This is a genomic window from Achromobacter spanius, assembly GCF_039673305.1.
GTDB classification, from domain to species: Bacteria; Pseudomonadota; Gammaproteobacteria; order Burkholderiales; family Burkholderiaceae_B; genus Achromobacter; species Achromobacter spanius_F.
Genome location: NZ_JBDJLJ010000002.1, coordinates 320715 through 338109, shown reverse-complemented (window position 1 = coordinate 338109; position 17395 = coordinate 320715). Strand labels below are relative to the sequence as shown.

Here is a 17395-nt window from a genome sequence, read left to right as displayed (position 1 = left end):
TTCAGATCCTCTTGGCCATGCGCGGATCCACCGCGTCGCGCAACCCATCGCCCAGCATGTTGATCGCCAGGATCGTGATGGACAGGAACACCGCCGGGAAGGCGATCAGGTGCGGCTTGATCTGCCAGAGCGCGCGCCCTTCGGCCATGATGTTGCCCCACGACGGCACCGACGGCGGAACGCCCGCGCCGATGAACGACAGGCTGGCCTCGGCCAGGATCGCCACGCCGCAGATATACGTGGCCTGCACCATCAGCGCCGCCAGCGTGTTCGGGAAGATATGCCGCAGTACGATGCGCAGGCGGCTGGCGCCCGCGGCGACAGCCGCCTCCACATAGGGTTGTTCGCGCAGCGTCAGCACCAGGCCGCGCACCAGGCGCACCACGCGCGGCACCTCCGCAATGGTGATCGCGATGATCACGTTCTGCAGCGACGCGCGGGTCAGCGCGATCAGCGCAATGGCCAGCAGGATCGTCGGGATCGACATGAAGCCGTCCATGATCCGCATCACCACCGCATCCACCCAGCGCACGAAGCCCGCCGCCAGGCCGATCAGCACGCCGATCACGGTGGACAGCGCCGCCACGGTGAAGCCCACGATCAGCGACACCCGCGCGCCGTAGATCACCCGCGAATACACATCCCGTCCCAGCAGGTCCGTGCCGAACCAGAACTGCGCATTGGGCGAGCGCGTGCGATGGATGGGGGACAGCGCCGTGGGGTCCACCGTTCCCAGCCAGGGCGCACAAAGCGCCACCAGGAACAGCATCAGGAGCAGCGCGCCGCCGACCGCCGTGGTCGGATGCCGCTTGAGAAAGCCGATAAAGGTATTCATCAGTACTTGATCCTCGGGTCAAAGGCGCGGTAAAGCAGATCGACCAGAAGGTTGACCAGCACGTACATGAAGCTGAACAGCAGGATCACCCCCTGGATGACCGGGTAGTCGCGCCGCAGGATGGCGTCGACCACGAGGCGTCCCAGGCCGGGAATGGAGAACACGGTTTCCGTCACGACCGTGCCGCTGATCAGCAGGGCCACGCCGCTGCCGATGACGGTGATGATGGGCACCGCCGCGTTCTTGAGCGCATGGCGGAACAGCAGGCCGCGATTGCCCACCCCCTTGGCGCGGGCGGTGCGCACGTAGTCCTGGCTCAGGGTTTCAAGCAAGGTCGCCCGCGTGATGCGGGTGATCAGCGCGACGTAGACGCTGCCGAGCGCCAGGGCCGGCAGCACCAGCGTGTGCACGGATGCCCAGAAGCCCGTGGACAGCGGCACATAGCCCTGCACCGGGAACCAGCGCAGTTGCAGGCCGAAGACCCAGGCCAGCAGATAGCCCACCGCGAACGAGGGCACGGAAAAGCTGAACACCGCCAGGACCATGATGCCGCGGTCCTGCACGCGGTTGTGCTTCCACGCCGCCAGCGCGCCGATGGGGATGGCCACGGCGACCGAGACTATCAGCGTCATCAGCATCAGCGAGAACGTCGGCACCAGCCGCTGGCTGATCATGTGGCTGACCGGCAAGCCGGTGAAGAGCGACGTGCCCAGATCACCGTGCAGCACATTCCAGCCCCATTCTCCGAAGCGGTGCAGAAAGGGCTGGTCCAGCCCCAGCGTCGCGCGGATTCGCGCAATGTCCTGCGGCGTGGCGTCCTCGCCGGCCAGCAGCGCTGCCGGATCACCCGGCGCGAGGTCCAGCAGGCCGAATACGAACAGCGCGACAAACAACATGACGGGCAGCGTCATGAGCAGCCGTCGCAATGTGTACGAGAGCATTGATTCCCCTTGTCTATTTCCGACCCGGTGCGGTGCCTGGCCGTGATTCCGAAAAATCGTCCTGCGTGACAGCGCAAGCCGATTTGCGGCGAATTCTAGATAGCGGGGAGGTTTCCAACCATATCAATATTTTTACAAAACCGTTGCCTTAATTAGAATCGTCTCCGAAAGCCTCGCCGGCATTGGATATGCGTTCAACGGTCAGGATCGGTGGCTAGGGAATTCCCCTAGCAAGAAACAGACGGAAAACTCAGGCCTGCCTGGCGCAATCCAGGACGGCGCTGCGGAACTCCGTCATCAACGGCGACCAGATCGTGGCATGGCGTGAAATCAGCGCGATACGGCGCTGCAGCGGCTTGCCCAGCGCAAGCGGCAACACCGCGATCTCCTGGTCAGCGCCCAGCGCGCTCTGCGGAACGATCGCCAGCAGGTCGGAATGGGCCAGGAGATCCAGTGTGCCCTTCGAGAAATGTTCGACTTCCAGCGCGGCGGCCGGCAGGCTCAGGCCCGCCTCGGCGTAGCACGCATCCAGCGCCTTGCGGGCGATGGCCGTGGGCTTGGGCAGGATCCAGCGCTGGCCTTGCAGGTCGCGCAGCGACAGTTTGCGGCGGGCGGCCAGCGCATGGTTGCGGCTGGCGGCCACACACAGCCTGTCTTCGAGGATAGGTTCCTGGTGCAAGGCCGCCGGCACGTCGGCGTAGATCGGCGTGACGGCCAGGTCCAGCTTGCCGCCGGCGACCTGCTCGTTCAGGTCATCCGACAGCCCCTGCGACAGTTGAATGCGCAGCGCCGGCCGGCGAGGCAAGAGCAGCCCCAGCGCGGGCATCACGATGCTGTCCACGGTGGCTCCCGTTGCGCCGACACGCAGCAGCCCCGCTTCCCCGACCCGTAGCTCCATCGCGTGCCTGACCGCATCCCGATACTCCGCCCAGAGCTTCTTCGCGTGTTCCAGAAACACCATCCCCGCCGAGGTCAGGCGCAGGCCGCGACCGCTGCGATCCAGCAGCGCCAGCCCCGTGTCGGCCTCCAACCGCTGCAGCGACTTGGACAGCGCCGGCTGGCTGACGCCGCAGTGCACGGCGGCGCGGTCCAGATTGCCGTGCTCGACGGCGGCCAGGAAATACTCGATGTCCCGCAACGACAGATTCATAACTTTTATTTATCTACATCTTCACCATTAGGAATATTACGACCGCCGCCGCCTCCTAGAATCCTGGGATCAACCCGAGCATCCCGAGAGGCGCAGCACAGTGGAAAAAAAGCCGAATATCGTATTGATCGTGGCCGACAACCTGGGATGGGGCGAGCTTGGCTGCTACGGCGGCGGGGCCCTGCGCGGCGCGCCCACGCCGCATATCGACCGGCTTGCCACGGAAGGCCTGCTGCTGCAGAACTTCAACGTGGAAAGCGACTGCGTGCCCACGCGCTCGGCGCTGATGAGCGGCCGTCATCCGATCCGGACCGGCTGTCTGCAATCCGTGCCGCCCGGCTTGCCGCAAGGCCTCACGCGCGACGAAATCACACTGGCGCAACAGTTGTCGGGCCAGGGCTACGCCACCGCGCACTACGGCAAATGGCATCTGGGCGACGTGCCGGGCCGCTATCCGTCCGACCGCGGCTTCGACGAGTGGTACGGCATTCCCCGCACCACCGACGAAAGCCAGTTCACGGCGTCGATCGGCTTCGATCCCACGGTGGCGGACATCCCGCACATCATGCAGGGGCAGGCCGGCGGCCCGTCGGAGAACGTCAAAGTCTACGACCTGGACACGCGCCGCGGCATCGACGCCGAACTGGTGGACAAGTCCATCGGCTTCATGCGCACGCACGCCGAGGCCGCGCGCCCTTTTTTCCTGTATCTGCCCCTGGTGCACCTGCACTTTCCCACCCTGCCGCACCCCGACTTCGCCGGCCGCACCGGCGCGGGCGATTTCGCGGATTCCATGGTCGAAATGGACCACCGCGTCGGCCAGATCGTGCAGGCCGTGGATGACCTGAACCTGCGCGACGACACCGTATTCATCTTCTGCAGCGACAACGGCCCGGAATACCGCAAGCCCTACCGGGGCACCGCCGGGCCCTGGAGCGGCACGTACCACACCGCCATGGAAGGCAGCCTGCGCGTGCCCTTCATCATCCGCTGGCCCGGCCGCGTGCAGCCCGGCCAGGTGTCCAACGAGATGGTCCACGTCACCGACCTGTACACCACGCTGTCCCGCATCGGCGGCGCGGACATCCCCAGCGACCGGCCCATCGACGGCATCGACCAGACGGATTTCTTCACGGGGGCCAGCGCGAAGTCCCTGCGCGAAGGCTTCCTGTTCTATATCAAGAACGATCTGCGGGCAGTCAAATGGCGCGACTGGAAGCTGCACTTCTACTGGGAACCCGAAGTCAACGAAGGCAAGGGCAAGCTGGAATCGCCCTACCTGTTCAACCTGAAGCAGGATCCCAAGGAAGAAAGCGACATCCTCATCTTCAACACGTGGGTGCTCGGCCCCATCCTGAAAATGGTGCAGGCGTTCAACCAGTCCTGCGCCGCGCACCCGAACACGCCGCCCGGCAAGCGGGATCCCAGCTGAGGCCGAGGCGGTTCATCCGATAGCAATAATCAAGGGGAAAACATGAAATTCGCTATCCAATGCTGCGCAATGCTGCTCTGCGCCGCGCTGCCCGCCGGGTCGGCCAGCGCGGCCGACGACAAGCCGCAGTGGCCGGCCCGGCAGATCACCTGGGTGGTGGGCTTCGTGCCGGGCGGCACCGCGGACGTGCTGACCCGCATCGCCGCCCAGGAACTGGCGCGCAAGACCGGGCTGAATGTCATCGTCGAAAACCGCCCCGGCGCATCCGGCGCGATCGCGCTGCAGCTGGTGGCGCGCAGCAAGGCCGCCGACGGGTATCTCCTGACGGTGCCGGGTCCGCTGATCTATCCGACGCCCCAGCCCGAAATCGGCCGTGAACTGGCGCCCGTGATGCTGATGGCGCAAGGCCCCATGGTGATCGTCGGCCCCGCCCGCGACGCCAGGGACAGCCTGCAGGACGTGCTGGCCGACGCGAAGCGCCGGCCCGAGGCCTGGAGCTACGGCAGCTCCGGCAACGGCACGTCGCAGAACCTGGCCGGCGAATTGCTGAACCAGTACGCCGGCACCCGCATCGTGCATGTGCCGTACAAGGGCGGCGGGCAGGCGGTGGCGGACGTGGCCGGCGGCCAGATCCCGCTGGCCATCCTGGGTTCCGCGCCGGTCATGCCGCAGATCAAGGCCGGCGCCTTGAAGGCCTACGCGGTGACGACGCCCTATCGCCTGGACAGCCTGCCGGACGTGCCCACCGTGGAAGAATCGGGCTTCAAAGGCTACGCCGCCACCCAGTGGTTTTCCGTGGCGGCCAGCAACGCAATCACCGGCGAGCAGCTTGAACCCATCAATGCCGCGCTGCGTGCCGCCGTCGCGACGCCGGAGTTCAAGGCCGCGGTCGACAACGCCGGCATGCTGGCCGGCGGCGGATCGCGGGAAGACCTGCTGAAGTTCATCCAGGCCGACAACGCCAAATGGAAAGAACTGATCGACAGCGGCGCGGTGAAGCTGGTGAACTGAGCCGCGTGGCCCTGCGCCGCATAAATGGGCTAAGGTGTCGCCCTGCCCATTTCCGCGGCGCACCTACAGCCGCCGCCGTTCACCGCCATGACGTCAGATTTTTCTTCCGCCCATCCCATCGCCATCGATCCCGACCAGATCGGCGAGTACCCCGCCATGACCAAATCCGGCGGCGGCTATTTCTATGACGACGTGCTGGAATACCGCGTGTGGGTGCACCCGCATGCGGGCGGCGAAGACCTGCACGAGGGCGACGATTATTACTATGCCTTCGTCACCTTCGAAGACGCCGCGGCGTTTTCTGATGAAACGCCGGGCGCGGAAAGGCCTCTGGTGCTGGTGCGGCAGATCGAGTCCATCAACGAACCGACGCCGGGCGTGTTCGAGCACTACACCGCTGAACGCATCACCGAATGGCGCGTGGAATGGCTGGCGGACAGCAAGCGCACCGCGGCTTCCATTCCGGACTTCCTGAAAAGCCACGGCCATTGAGCCGTCCGCCGGCCCCGTCCCGCCGCCGCGTCAGCTCATGTACACGCCGCCGTTGATGGCGTAGTTGGCGCCCGTGACAAAGGCCGCCTCGTCCGACGCCAGCCAGGCGCACAGGCCGGCCAGGTCCTTGGCCGTGCCCAGCCTGCCCACGGGCACGCTTTCCACGATGCGGTCCAGCAACGCGGGCGGGAATGCCTTGACGGTATCGTCGGCGATGAAGCCCGGCGACACCAGGTTCACCGTCACGCCGCGCGCCGCGACCTCCTGCGCCAGCGACCGGGTGAAGCCGATGACCGCGCCCTTGGCCGTGGCGTAGTTGATCTGGCCGATCTGGCCTTTCTCCGCCGCGACCGATCCGATGTTGATGATGCGCCCCCAGCCCCGGTCCGCCATGCTGTCGACCACCTGCTTGGTGCTGTTGAACAGCGTGTCCAGGTTGCTGCGCAGCACCGCCGACCAGTCCGCGTGGCTCATCTGGCGAAAGCGCATGTCCAGCATCGAGCCGGCGTTGTTGACCAGCACGTCGATCTGGCCGACTTCGCGCCGCACCTTGGCGAAGGCCGCCTCGGTGGACGCCCAGTCCGTGGCGTCCCCTTCCGATGCGATGAAGTCATATCCCAGGGATTTCTGTTCCTTCAGCCAGTGGTCCTTGCGGGACGAGCGCGGCCCGCAGCCCGCGACGACGCGATGCCCCGCGTGATGCAGCGCCTGGCAGATCGCGGTGCCCGTGTGGCCCATTCCGCTGGTGACGTAGGCAATGCGCAAAGCCATGGATGTTCCTTTGAAAGTTGTGCGGCGGGCGCCGCGGGATCAGGCGGCCGAACCGACCAGCGGGAACAGGCCGAAAGCCAGGGCGGCGGCCAGCATCACCAGGCAGACCATCGTGGCCCATTTCAGCGAATAGCGCTGGTGGTCGCCGAACTCCACGCCGGCCAGGCCGACCAGCAGATAGGTCGACGGCACCAGCGGGCTCAGCAGGTGCACCGGCTGGCCGATCAGCGAGGCGCGCGCCATCTCGACGGGCGAAATGCCGTAGCCCTGCGCCGCTTCGCTCAGGATGGGCAGCACGCCGAAGTAGAAGGCGTCGTTGGACATGAAGAAGGTGAACGGCAGGCTGACCAGCGCCGTGATGCCCGCCAGATAGGGCCCCAGGGCATCCGGAATCACGGCGAGCAGGCTGCGCGACATGGCTTCGACCATGCCCGTGCCGGACAGGATGCCCGTGAAGATGCCCGCGGCGAAGATCAGCGACACCACCGACAGCACATTGCCCGCGTGCTGCGCCACGCGGCGGCGCTGCTCGGCCAGGTTGGGATAGTTGATGATCAGCGCGACCGCGAAGGCGATCATGAACAGCACCGGCAGGGGCAGCACGCCCAGCACCAGGCTCACCATCAGCGCCAGCGTCAGGCCGGCGTTCACCCACAGCAGCCTGGGCCGGCGCAGGTCGTGGTCCACCTCGATCTCGGGCAGGTTCTTGGGGCCGTCCTCGTCGTAGCCGGCATGCAGCGACGCGCCCTCGGGCAAGGACAGGACGCCCAGGCGGCGGCGCTCGCGCAGGCCCAGGAAGACGGCCAGCACCAGGATCGCCACGATGGACACGCCCATCACCGGGACCAGCGGCACGAAGATGTCGCCGGCGTCCACGTGCAGGGCGCTGGCGGCGCGCGCCGTCGGCCCGCCCCACGGGGTCAGGTTCATGACGCCGCTGGCCAGCATCGCCAGGCAGGTCATGGACAGCGCATTCATCTTCAGGCGCCGGTACAGGGGCAGCATCGATGCGACCACGATCATGTAGGTGGTCGAACCGTCGCCGTCCAGGGAGATCACCAGCGCCAGCACCGTGGTGCCGACGACGATCTTGAGCGGATCGCCCTTCACCGCGCGCAGGATGCGGCCCACGATGGGGTCGAACAGGCCGGCGTCGATCATCACTCCGAAGTACAGGATGGCGAACATCAGCATCACGCCCGTGGGCGCGATCTTGCGGATGCCGTCCAGCATCATCTTGTCGATGCCGGCGCCAAAGCCGCCCAGCAGGGCGAAGATAATGGGGACAAGGATGAGCGCAACCAGGGGCGACAGGCGCTTGGTCATGATCAGCGTCATGAACGTGATCACCATGCCGAAGCCAAGCAGGGTCAGAAGCATGAGGGTTATCTCCGGCTAGTCGTTGTTATGTGTGGCTGCCTCCGGCGGGGGAAGCAGGACCGCAAGACTAGGAAGAAAAGCTGTCTGGAACCTGTCGTTTTTGTACGCACCCTCCGGGGGCAGCAAGCGCAAAGCGCGCGGCGTGGGGGCCCTTCCCTCATGCGACAATCGCCGCATGCGCATCCTGGTAATCGAAGACGACGAGGACCTGTCCGACGCACTCGTGCGCCGGCTGCGTCGTCTCGGCCATGCGGTCGACAGCCAGAGCGACGGCCTCAGCGCCGACGGCGTCCTGCAGTACGAGACCTTCGATCTCGTGATCCTGGACATCGGCCTGCCCCGCATGTCGGGCTTCGACATCCTGCACCGCCTGCGCGACCGCGGCAGCAAGACGCCCGTGCTCGCGCTGACCGCGCGCATCGACATCGAAGACCGCGTGCACGCCCTGGACACGGGCGCCGACGACTACCTGGCCAAGCCTTTCGACTTCCGCGAACTGGAAGCCCGCTGCCGCGCCCTGCTGCGCCGTCCCAGCGCCCAGGCGGCGGGCGTATTGCGCTTTGGCGAGCTGGTCATCGACAGCGCCGCCCGCCAGGTCACCCTGGCCGGCCAGCGCATCGAGCTGCCCAAGCGGGAATACAGCCTGCTGGAGATCCTGCTGGCCGGCATGAACCGCGCCGTCAGCAAGACCGAAATCGCCAACAAGCTGTTCGCGTTCGACGACGAGGCCGCGCCCAACGCCATCGAGGTCTACATCGCCCGGCTGCGCCGCAAACTCGAAGGGTCGCCGCTGCGCATCGAAACGCAGCGCGGCACCGGCTACCTGCTGACGGCGACGGACGGCGCGGACAGCGCGCCGCCCGACGAGCCGCGCGGCTAGGAGTCCTGCCGCGTGAACCGAACGCCTGGGGCGCAGCCGCGCCGAATCTCCGTCCGCCGCCGGCTGCTGGCCATGCTGCTGGCGCTGTTCGTGGCCGGCCTGGGCGCGATCTACCTGCTGGTGCGCGGCTATGCCCATCAGACCGCCGACACCACCTACGACCAATTGCTGCGCGCGTCGGTCCTCTCCATGGCCGACAGCCTGCAGCTGGTGCAGGGCGAATGGCAGATGGACATGCCCTATGCGTCGCTGGCGCTGCTGGAACAGGCCCCGCGCGACCGCGTCTTCTACCGCGTCGCCGCCGCCCGGGGCGCGCTGATTTCGGGATATGGCGACCTGCCGGCCCCGCCCCCGCGCGGCAACGCCGGCGCGGCGGACTCGCCCCGGCTCTATGAAGCCGTCTACCAGGGCCAGCCCGTGCGGATCGCGTGGATGGAGCGCAAGGTCGCCGGCCCCCTGGAAACCGAGACCGCGGTCATCCAGGTGGCGCAGACGCGCGAAGCGCGCAATGCGCTGGCCGAAGGCATCCTGTGGCAGGGCACGCTGGCGCTGATGGGCTTCACCGCCGCCGCGCTGGCGCTGGCCTACTGGGGGCTGCACCGTTCCCTGTCGCCCATCCAGCGCGTCGAGCGCGAACTGGCCGGGCGCAGCGCGTCGGACCTGCACCCCATCGCCGCCCCGGTGCCCGAGGAACTGGACATGCTGGTGCATTCGCTGGACGGCTTCATGGCGCGCCTGTCCGAGAACCTGGACACCCTGCGCCTCTTCATTGCGGAAGCCGCGCACCAGCTGCGCACGCCCCTGGCCGCGCTGCATGCGCAGATGGAAGTGGCGCTGGACGAGGACGATCCCGCCGAGCAGCGCCGCAGCCTGCTGGCCGTGTTGCGCAATGCCGAAAAGCTGTCGCGGCTGGTCAACCAGCTGCTCAGCGACGCCAGCGTCATCCACCGCAGCAACGTCAGGCAGTTCCAGCCCGTCGACCTGGCCGAACTGCTGAGCCAGGCCGTGTACGACACGGTGCCGCAGGCCGATCCCCAGCCCGACGTGCGCCTGCGCCTGCCCGCTGCCGCCGGCCATCCGCCGCGCGTCCTGGGAGACAGCCTGATGCTGCGCGAAGCCTTCAAGAACCTGATCGACAATGCCCTGCGCCACGGCGCCACGGAAGACGGCCACATCGAAGTCCGGCTGGACCGGCAAGGCGCCGACTGGCGCGTCACGGTGTCGGACCAGGGGCCAGGCATTCCACCCGCGCTGGCCAACACCGCCTTCGAGCGCTTTGCGCGCGGGCCCAATCCCCGCGCGCCCGGGGCCGGCCTGGGGCTGTCCATCATCAAGCGGGTCGTCGACATCCACCAGGGCAGGCTCAGCCTGAGCAACCGGGTGGGCGGCGGCCTGGACGCCGTCATCGCGCTGCCGGCGCTTCCCGATCATGCCTAGCGCCCTGTCCAGCCTTCGCCGCCTGGCCGCCGCGGCCGCCCTGGCGCTGGGCGCGGCCGGCCACGCCGCCGAAGTCAGCGGGAGCGGCCTGAGCCTGGGCCCCGCCGACAGCGGCAACGTGCTGGTCGTGCACGCCTCCAACAGCGTGCAGGTGTTTCGCGGCGTGCTGGAAGACTTCAGCCGCCTCAATCCCGGCGTGCGCCTGGAATACACCGAACTGTCGACGCAGGATCTCTACGCCCAGGCCGTGGCCCGCGCCGCCAAGGCGCCGGCGGCCCGGTCCGGGCCGGACCTTGTCATCAGCAGCGCCATGGACCTGCAGACCAAGCTGGTCAACGACGGCTACGCCCAGGCGCACGTGTCGCCGGAAACGCGGGCCTTGCCCGCCTGGGCCAATTGGCGCGACGAGGTCTTCAGCATCGGCACCGACCCCATCGTGATGGTCTACAACACGCGCAAGCTGGATCCGGCGCGCGTGCCGCACACGCGCCGCGAACTGCTGTCGCTGCTGCAGGCGCCCGACCAGCCCCTGGCGGGCCAGATCTCGACCTACGACGTGCAAGGCAGCGGCATCGGCTATCTGGCGGCCACGCAGGACACGCGCCTGGACAGCATGGCGGGTGCGCTGCTGGCAGCCCTTGGCCGCAACGGCGTCGCCATCCACGAATCCACGGAGCACGCGCTGGACAGGCTGGAACGCGGCGAAATCACGCTGGCCTACAACCTGCTGGAGTCCTACACCCGGCACCGCATCGCCCAGGGCGCGCCGCTGGCCATCATCTACCCGCAGGACTACACGCTGATGCTGTCGCGCTCGGCCATCATTCCCCGGCAGGCGCCGCGCGGCGACCTGGGCGCGCTGTTCCTGGACTACCTGCTGTCGCCGCGCGGCCAGGAGATGCTGGCCCGGCAGTCCGGCATGCGGCCCGTCAGCGCGTCGGTCATACCCGCCGCAGGCGTGCGCCCCGTGGGGCTGGGCGTCGGCCTGCTGGTGTACCTGGACCCGCTGAAGAAGCGCCACTTCCTGGACCTGTGGCGGGCGGCGATCCTGCCGCCTGGCCAGGCCCCGGCGCGCTGAAGCGCGACTCCGCAGATGCTGGCCGCCTTGCTCGGCTATCTCAGCGCCACGCTCATGCCGCCGTCCGCCATCACCACCGAACCCACCAGGTAGCTGGCCTTCTCCGACGCCAGGAAGGCGATCACCTCCGCGATCTCGCGCGGCTCGGCGGCGCGCCGGATCGGCGCGTTCCTGCCGTGCTCGGCCAGGAACTTCTGTCCATCCCCGTGTATGTGGTTGGCGATATTGGTGACCACGTCGCCCGACCCCACGGCGTTCACGCGGATGCCATGTTCGATCGCTTCCAGCGACAGCGCGCGGGTCAGTTGCGCCAGCGCGCCCTTGGATGCCGCGTACGCGGCCAGCGTCGGAAAGGCCTGGTAGCACGCGTACGAACCCACATTCACGATCGCGCCCTGCCCGGCGGGCACCATCACGCGCATGGCCTCGCGGGAAAACAGGAATGCGCCGGTGGCATTGACGGCCAGGACGCCGTTCCACTCGTCCAGGGTCATCTCGATCACAGGCTTGTTCAGCAGGATGCCGGCGTTGTTCACCAGGATATCCAGCCTGCCGTAACGGTCCACCGCCGTGCTGGCCGCCAGCGCGGCGCTCGCTTCGCTGGCCACGTCGGCCACCAGGGGCTCGACGCCGGGGCGCGCCAGGGCGAGCACATCGCCGTGCCTGTCCACGGCCACCACGCTGGCGCCCCGGGAATGCAGCAGTTCCAGCGTCGCCAGGCCGATGCCGCTGGCCGCCCCGGTCACGATGGCCACCTTGCCGGCGAAAGTGTTATCCACGGAATTCAATGTTGTCATGATGCTTGCTCCTTCAGTTGATGATCAATACGGGCTGGCGGTCGGACGGACGACCACCTCGCTGACGTCGACGTCGTCAGGCTGTTCAATGGCGTAGGCGATGGCGCGGGCGATTGCGTCGGGGTCCAGCGCGACACGGCGGAATTCCCGCATGGCCGCGGCGGCCGTCGCGTCGGTGATGGTGTCCGCCAGCGCCGACTCGACGACGCCCGGGCAGATCGAGGTCACGCGGATCTTGCGGGTCTCCTGGCGCAGTCCGTCGGAAATCGCGCGCACCGCGAATTTGGTCGCGCAGTAGACGGCGGCCGTCGGCGACACGCTGAGGCCCCCGATGGACGACACGTTGATCACCTGGCCATGCCCCTGCCGTTCCATCACCGGCAACACCGCGGCGATGCCGTGCAGCACGCCGCGGATGTTCACGTCGATCATGCGGTCCCATTCGTCCAGCTTCAGCGACGACAGCGGCGAAAGCGGCATGACGCCGGCGTTGTTGACGATGACGTCGACCCGTCCGCAGGCTTGCTCGGCGTGCCGCACGAAGGCCTGCACATCCTCGGCCGACGTCACGTCCAGCGCTCGGAAGTCGGCCGCCCCGCCGTTTGCCCGAATGTCTTGAACCAGCGTTTCCAGCTTGCCGGTGCGGCGCGCGCCGGCGAACACGCGGTGGCCCTGGGCGGCGAGCAGCCGCGCGGCCGCTTCGCCGATGCCGCTGCTGGCGCCGGTGATCAGCACCACCTTGGGATGCTGCGTTTGCGAAATCATGGTCATGGTCATGCTCCGATTGGTTGCCATGACGCCATGCTAGGAACTACGGCCCGGCGCGCGAATACACGCGCCTATCGTGGGATTGCCCATTCCTATCGGACGCCGCGTGAGCCGGGTTGGGAGCCGGTAGAATTCCCTGCACCCCAACCGGATTCAGGGACACCCGATGACAACCGCGTCCAACCCGCTTTCCCGCGAAATGGTGGCCTTGATCGACCGCCTGGCGCCCAACGAGGGCTACAGCCTGTCGGCCCTGGACGGCGTGCGCTTGATGCGTTCGGACCGGCCGCTGGGACGCACGCCGGTCCTGTACGAGCCCAGCATCGTCATCGTGTGCCAGGGCCGCAAGCTGGGATTCCTGGGAGACCAGGTCTACGTGTACGACGCCCAGCACTACCTGGTGCTGTCCGTGCCCCTGCCTTTCTCCACCGAAACCCAGGCCAGCAAGGAAGAGCCCATGCTGGCCGTGGCCATCCGCCTGGATCTCACCGACGTGGCCGACCTGGTCCTGGCCGTCGACGCGCGCAACGGCGCGCCCCCGGACAGCGCGCCGCTGGGCATCGTTTCCACGCCGCTGGCGGGCGATCTGGCTGAAGCCACGGTGCGCCTGCTGCGCGCGCTGTGCGTGCCCCTGGACGCCGAAATCCTGGGCCCGGCGCTGGTGCGCGAGATCTGCTTCCGGGTGCTGGGCGGCGAGCAAGGCGGCGCCATCCGCGCGGCGCTGGCCCACCAGGGCCGCTTCGGCCGGGTCGCCAAGGCGCTGCGCCGCATCCACACCGACTATTCCCGGCCCCTGGACGTCGCCCACCTGGCCCGCGAGGCCGACATGAGCGTTCCCGCCTTCCACGTCAATTTCAAGGCAGTCACGCAGACGTCACCGATCCAGTACATCAAGTCCACGCGGCTGCACCACGCCCGGCTGATGATGATCCGCGACGGCCTCACCGCGGCGTCGGCTTCGGCGCGGGTCGGCTATGAAAGCCCGTCGCAGTTCAGCCGCGAGTTCAAGCGCTTCTTCGGCCGCACGCCGGTCGAGGAAGTGCGCGACATGAAGGCGTCGTTCTCCCTGTCGCCCGCCGTGGCCATCGACGAGTTCGCCGTCAGCCACTGAAGGCTGGGGGCTCTGGCGCCTTCGTGTAGCATGCGGGCCAGTTTCCGCAACAAGCCCGCATCATGACTTCTGAAGCTTCCGGCGCCATCGGCCTGCACCACAAGACCGCCCAGCAGATACAGGACGAGACGCTCGCCGCCATCCATGGCTGGTTCGACCAGCTGGAAGGCCGCCAGGACATCGACGCCATCGTGGCCCGCACGCCGCTGCAGGCCGGCATCCACGATGAAATCCTGCTGGAATACGAGCCATCGCGCATCGTGTTCGATGTCATGCCCGGCTGGGAACCCGACGATGAGGACGGCCTGCGTTCCGAGGGCCGCAACGGGCCGCTCAGCCCCGAGCAGGTGCGGGACGAGCTTGCGCCCGTGCTGGGCGAGGCCGTGCGTGCACGCATCGCGCGCCTGGCGGGCAAGCCCCACCTCAACCACCACTTCCGGTTCCGCGCGCAGTTTCCCACCACCGGGGGCCGGCTGCGCCTGACGCTGGCCGACCACACGGACGCCGGCAAACAGCAATGGCTGCGCGAACGCGTGACGCAGTACGTGGACGACACCCTGTTCAATGGCAGCCATCCCACCAAGCGCCTGCACATCAGCCTGCTGTGCCGGCACCTGCTGGACGAGCACCTGTTTCCCGAACCGGGCGCCGCCTGGCTGATCTCCGTCTTCAAGCGGGTGCTGGAGCTGAACGCGGGCCAGCAGTCCCTGGCCGAGCAGCGCGGTTCCATCATCCACGCACTGCGCCGCTGGTCCGAGGAGCAGTACCTGCCCCGCTACTTCGACATCGCGCAGAACGCCTTCCGGCAGAATACCTACACGGCCAAGCCGGGCGCGACGCTGGATCCCTCGGACACGGACGTCGACCTGCTGCTCTTTGCCGCCACGCTCATCCTGCGCCATGAACCCGGCTATTCGCGCCCCACGGGCCTGGGCTTCCTCGAGCTGGCGCGCGATCTGGGCAGCCCGCGCGCGGCCGGCATGCTGACCGACGGCAGCGGCGCGCATCCGCCCGAACACACCCGCCTGGCCAGTTCGGATGTGGACTGCACGGCGAACGACGTGCTGTCCACCGTGACGGTCCGGATCCGCAACGAGACGCCCGCGGCATACATCCACGCGCTGGACTTCATCGCGCGCCTGTTGCGGGAGGGTTTCCCGGCCGGCTACCGCATCGCGCTCAAGAGTTCGGCGCGGCATTACCTGCCCATCAAGGGGCTGGCCAAGTCCGACACCCACCGCTTTTTTGCGAATGCCGCGCAACACCCCGGGACGCACGAGGCGATGTCCGCCTACGCCCGCGCCGCGATCCAGCCCTACGAGTGGTACGCCGACGCGGAAGCCGACAAGGCCTGCCTGTCGGGCACCTACGCGGCCTTTGCGCTGGGAATGGCCGATGCCGGTCATTTCCCGCTTCTGCGCCACTACATGGAACTGGTGGACGACGAACATCAATCCGTGCAGGACCGCTACACGGCGGCGTTCATCGAGCACCACGGTCTGACGCCCGCCACCATATCCACGGTCGTCGCCTGCCTGCGCCGCTGCACGGACAATTTCAAGCTGGCCGCCAAACCCGCGCTGGATGATGCGCCGACACTGACGCTGCTGGCCGAGGCGCTTGCCGAATTGCCCGATTACCTGAGGGCGCCCGTGCGCGAGCGGCTTTGCGGCCCGGACAAGAAATTGGCGGCGCTGGCGCGCAAGGCGGACGGCCCGATTCAGGCGCTCCTGTGGCGGCTGCTGGATCAGTCGGAAGGCTGATCCCCGAAGCGTCGAGGCAGCCCGCCGGCGTGCTGGTTGAATTATCCCGGTATCGCCGCATTACGGTGTTGCGCGCGGCGATTCATGCGTTCAAAAAGCGCAGGGTTTTTCGCCTTGCGCGCAAATTTGCGACGATAATTTCCGCTTGGACCCGCCGCCTTATCGCCCGACCCGCGGCGCGTCCTGCCGCTTTGATCCGCAGCAGCGGTGCGCCGCCACGCCATTTCTCCGGCGCCACCTACAACCATCTGTGACACGTAGCAGCGTTTACGTTTGACCCAGAGTTGGAGGCTCGCCATGCCCGATCATAGAATCGCCTTGCGCCGCGCCATCGAGGCCGTCGACCACCTGACCGACCCCGAACCGCCGTGGCAGGACATCCTCAGCACGGCCCGCGATCTGGTCGGCGCCGAGAGCGGCACGCTGATCGTGTTCGACGCCCGGAACAAGCTGCTGACGCTGTCGGCGATCGGTTTTTCGGACGCCTGCTTTTCGGACTACCAAGAGCATTACTACAGCTGCGACATCCTGGAACAGGACTCCCGCAATGCGCCCGCGGGCACCTGGCTGGACACCGCGCGGATGTACGACGCCGCGCACCTGCGGCGCACGGAATTCTATGCGGACTACATGGCCAAGCACCGCATGGCGCAACTGCTGTCGCTGATCATCGAATCGAACACCGTGCTGCACGCCGCTATCGGCTTTCAGCGCGCCTCGGTCGACCCCAAGGCCAGCGATCGCCTGCAATCCGGCGACTTCGCCCGCTATTTCCTGGCCCTGCGCAGCCAGCTCTCGCAGCGCGAACGCAACCAGGCCATCGGCTGGCGCTCGCTGGAGAGCGCCTTCTCCGAGGTCCAGGAAGCCGTGCTGCTCATCAGCAAGGACTCCCTGGTCGACAAGCTGTCTCCGCTGGCCGTCGGCTACCTGGACGACGCCGGCGGCTGGATCCTGCATGGCCGCAAACTGCATCACGCGGACCCCAAGGTGCAGCGCCTGTTCGAAGCCCACTGCGCCGCCGTGGCGCGCGACGGCCAGATGCGCTCCATGGCCACGGCGTCGGGCTGGGGCGAACTCTTCTGGGTCGACATCAGCGTCGCGCCGCATGCGCTGAGCCTCATCGGCGGGCGCATGCTGCTGGTGCGGATGCGCAAGAAAAGCGCGTTCTCCATGCCAGACGTCGCCAAGCTGCAGACGGTGTTCGCCATCACCCACGCCGAGGCCGCCGTGCTGGCCGGCCTGGCCGCCGGCCACAGCGTCGAGGAAGTGGCCATCCTGCGGCACGCGTCGGTGCTCACGGTGCGCAAGCAGGTGGCCTCGTTGCTCAACAAGATGGAATGCAGCCGCCAGTCGGAACTGGTGAGGCTGGCCTCGCTGCTGTAGCGGCTGCCCACCGAGGGATCTACTTACAACTCTGGCGTACTCAATTTTGAGTATGTGGGCTGCACCCATCCGGCCCTTACGATGACCACGAAGGCATGAGACCGCGGCGGCGGCACGCACATCCGGATTACGACCCGGCCCGCGCCTGCCGCGACACGAGGCTGCT

16 protein-coding genes are annotated in these 17395 nt (G+C 67.5%); 9 read left to right on the top strand and 7 right to left on the bottom strand.

Annotated features, from left to right (window positions below; all coding sequences use genetic code 11):
- Position 1: 1 nt before the first annotated feature.
- From ABE485_RS03745 to ABE485_RS03735, 3 genes are all read right to left on the bottom strand, one after another.
- Positions 2 to 835 (bottom strand): ABC transporter permease, encoded by an 834-nt coding sequence (locus ABE485_RS03745; RefSeq protein ID WP_346513558.1) that lies wholly within the window; start codon positions 833 to 835, stop codon positions 2 to 4.
- Positions 835 to 1776 (bottom strand): ABC transporter permease, encoded by a 942-nt coding sequence (locus ABE485_RS03740; protein ID WP_346513556.1) that lies wholly within the window; start codon positions 1774 to 1776, stop codon positions 835 to 837. The genes ABE485_RS03745 and ABE485_RS03740 overlap by 1 nt, the downstream gene beginning before the upstream one ends.
- Before the next feature lie 250 nt (positions 1777 to 2026).
- Positions 2027 to 2926: a LysR family transcriptional regulator gene (locus ABE485_RS03735; RefSeq protein ID WP_346513554.1), complete on the bottom strand. Its 900-nt coding sequence runs from the start codon at positions 2924 to 2926 to the stop codon at positions 2027 to 2029.
- Between the two features lie 100 nt (positions 2927 to 3026).
- Between ABE485_RS03735 and ABE485_RS03730 the strand changes: the two genes are divergently transcribed.
- The 3 genes from ABE485_RS03730 to ABE485_RS03720 all read left to right on the top strand — a co-directional run bounded on the left by ABE485_RS03730 (position 3027) and on the right by ABE485_RS03720 (position 5861).
- Positions 3027 to 4358, top strand: a complete 1332-nt coding sequence (locus ABE485_RS03730) for an arylsulfatase (RefSeq protein WP_346513552.1) — start codon at positions 3027 to 3029, stop codon at positions 4356 to 4358.
- Between the two features lie 42 nt (positions 4359 to 4400).
- On the top strand, positions 4401 to 5369 hold the full coding sequence (locus ABE485_RS03725; RefSeq protein ID WP_346513550.1) for a Bug family tripartite tricarboxylate transporter substrate binding protein: 969 nt from the start codon (positions 4401 to 4403) through the stop codon (positions 5367 to 5369).
- Between the two features lie 87 nt (positions 5370 to 5456).
- On the top strand, positions 5457 to 5861 hold the full coding sequence (locus ABE485_RS03720) for a GCN5 family acetyltransferase (protein WP_346513548.1): 405 nt from the start codon (positions 5457 to 5459) through the stop codon (positions 5859 to 5861).
- A 30-nt stretch (positions 5862 to 5891) separates the two neighbouring features.
- Here the strand turns inward: ABE485_RS03720 and ABE485_RS03715 are convergent, their stop codons facing one another.
- A complete protein-coding gene (locus tag ABE485_RS03715) occupies positions 5892 to 6632 on the bottom strand; it encodes an SDR family oxidoreductase (protein ID WP_346513546.1) in 741 nt (246 codons plus the stop codon).
- A 39-nt stretch (positions 6633 to 6671) separates the two neighbouring features.
- A complete protein-coding gene (locus tag ABE485_RS03710; RefSeq protein ID WP_346513544.1) occupies positions 6672 to 8012 on the bottom strand; it encodes a CitMHS family transporter in 1341 nt (446 codons plus the stop codon).
- Between the two features lie 175 nt (positions 8013 to 8187).
- On the opposite strand from ABE485_RS03710, the gene ABE485_RS03705 reads away from it, so the two are divergent.
- The 3 genes from ABE485_RS03705 to ABE485_RS03695 all read left to right on the top strand — a co-directional run bounded on the left by ABE485_RS03705 (position 8188) and on the right by ABE485_RS03695 (position 11407).
- Positions 8188 to 8892 carry a response regulator transcription factor gene (locus tag ABE485_RS03705; protein WP_346513542.1) on the top strand — a complete coding sequence of 235 codons (705 nt, stop codon included), beginning with the start codon at positions 8188 to 8190 and terminating at the stop codon, positions 8890 to 8892.
- Positions 8893 to 8964: 72 nt separating this feature from the next.
- The gene (locus tag ABE485_RS03700) at positions 8965 to 10329 is read left to right on the top strand and encodes a sensor histidine kinase N-terminal domain-containing protein (protein ID WP_346513662.1); all 1365 of its coding nucleotides are present in this window, start codon (positions 8965 to 8967) and stop codon (positions 10327 to 10329) included.
- Positions 10322 to 11407 carry an ABC transporter substrate-binding protein gene (locus ABE485_RS03695; protein WP_346513540.1) on the top strand — a complete coding sequence of 362 codons (1086 nt, stop codon included), beginning with the start codon at positions 10322 to 10324 and terminating at the stop codon, positions 11405 to 11407. Before ABE485_RS03700 ends, ABE485_RS03695 begins: the two co-directional genes overlap by 8 nt.
- Positions 11408 to 11442: 35 nt before the next feature.
- Here the strand turns inward: ABE485_RS03695 and ABE485_RS03690 are convergent, their stop codons facing one another.
- Both ABE485_RS03690 and ABE485_RS03685 read right to left on the bottom strand, forming a co-directional pair.
- Entirely contained in the window at positions 11443 to 12204 is a 762-nt protein-coding gene (locus tag ABE485_RS03690; RefSeq protein WP_346513538.1) for an SDR family NAD(P)-dependent oxidoreductase, read from the bottom strand.
- A 24-nt stretch (positions 12205 to 12228) separates the two neighbouring features.
- A complete protein-coding gene (locus ABE485_RS03685; protein WP_346513661.1) occupies positions 12229 to 12969 on the bottom strand; it encodes an SDR family oxidoreductase in 741 nt (246 codons plus the stop codon).
- A 169-nt stretch (positions 12970 to 13138) separates the two neighbouring features.
- Between ABE485_RS03685 and ABE485_RS03680 the strand changes: the two genes are divergently transcribed.
- From ABE485_RS03680 to ABE485_RS03670, 3 genes are all read left to right on the top strand, one after another.
- A complete protein-coding gene (locus ABE485_RS03680) occupies positions 13139 to 14083 on the top strand; it encodes an AraC family transcriptional regulator (RefSeq protein ID WP_346513536.1) in 945 nt (314 codons plus the stop codon).
- Between the two features lie 62 nt (positions 14084 to 14145).
- Positions 14146 to 15846 (top strand): DUF6138 family protein, encoded by a 1701-nt coding sequence (locus ABE485_RS03675; protein ID WP_346513534.1) that lies wholly within the window; start codon positions 14146 to 14148, stop codon positions 15844 to 15846.
- Positions 15847 to 16143: 297 nt separating this feature from the next.
- A complete protein-coding gene (locus ABE485_RS03670; protein ID WP_346513532.1) occupies positions 16144 to 17229 on the top strand; it encodes a LuxR family transcriptional regulator in 1086 nt (361 codons plus the stop codon).
- The last annotated feature ends 166 nt before the right edge of the window (positions 17230 to 17395 follow it).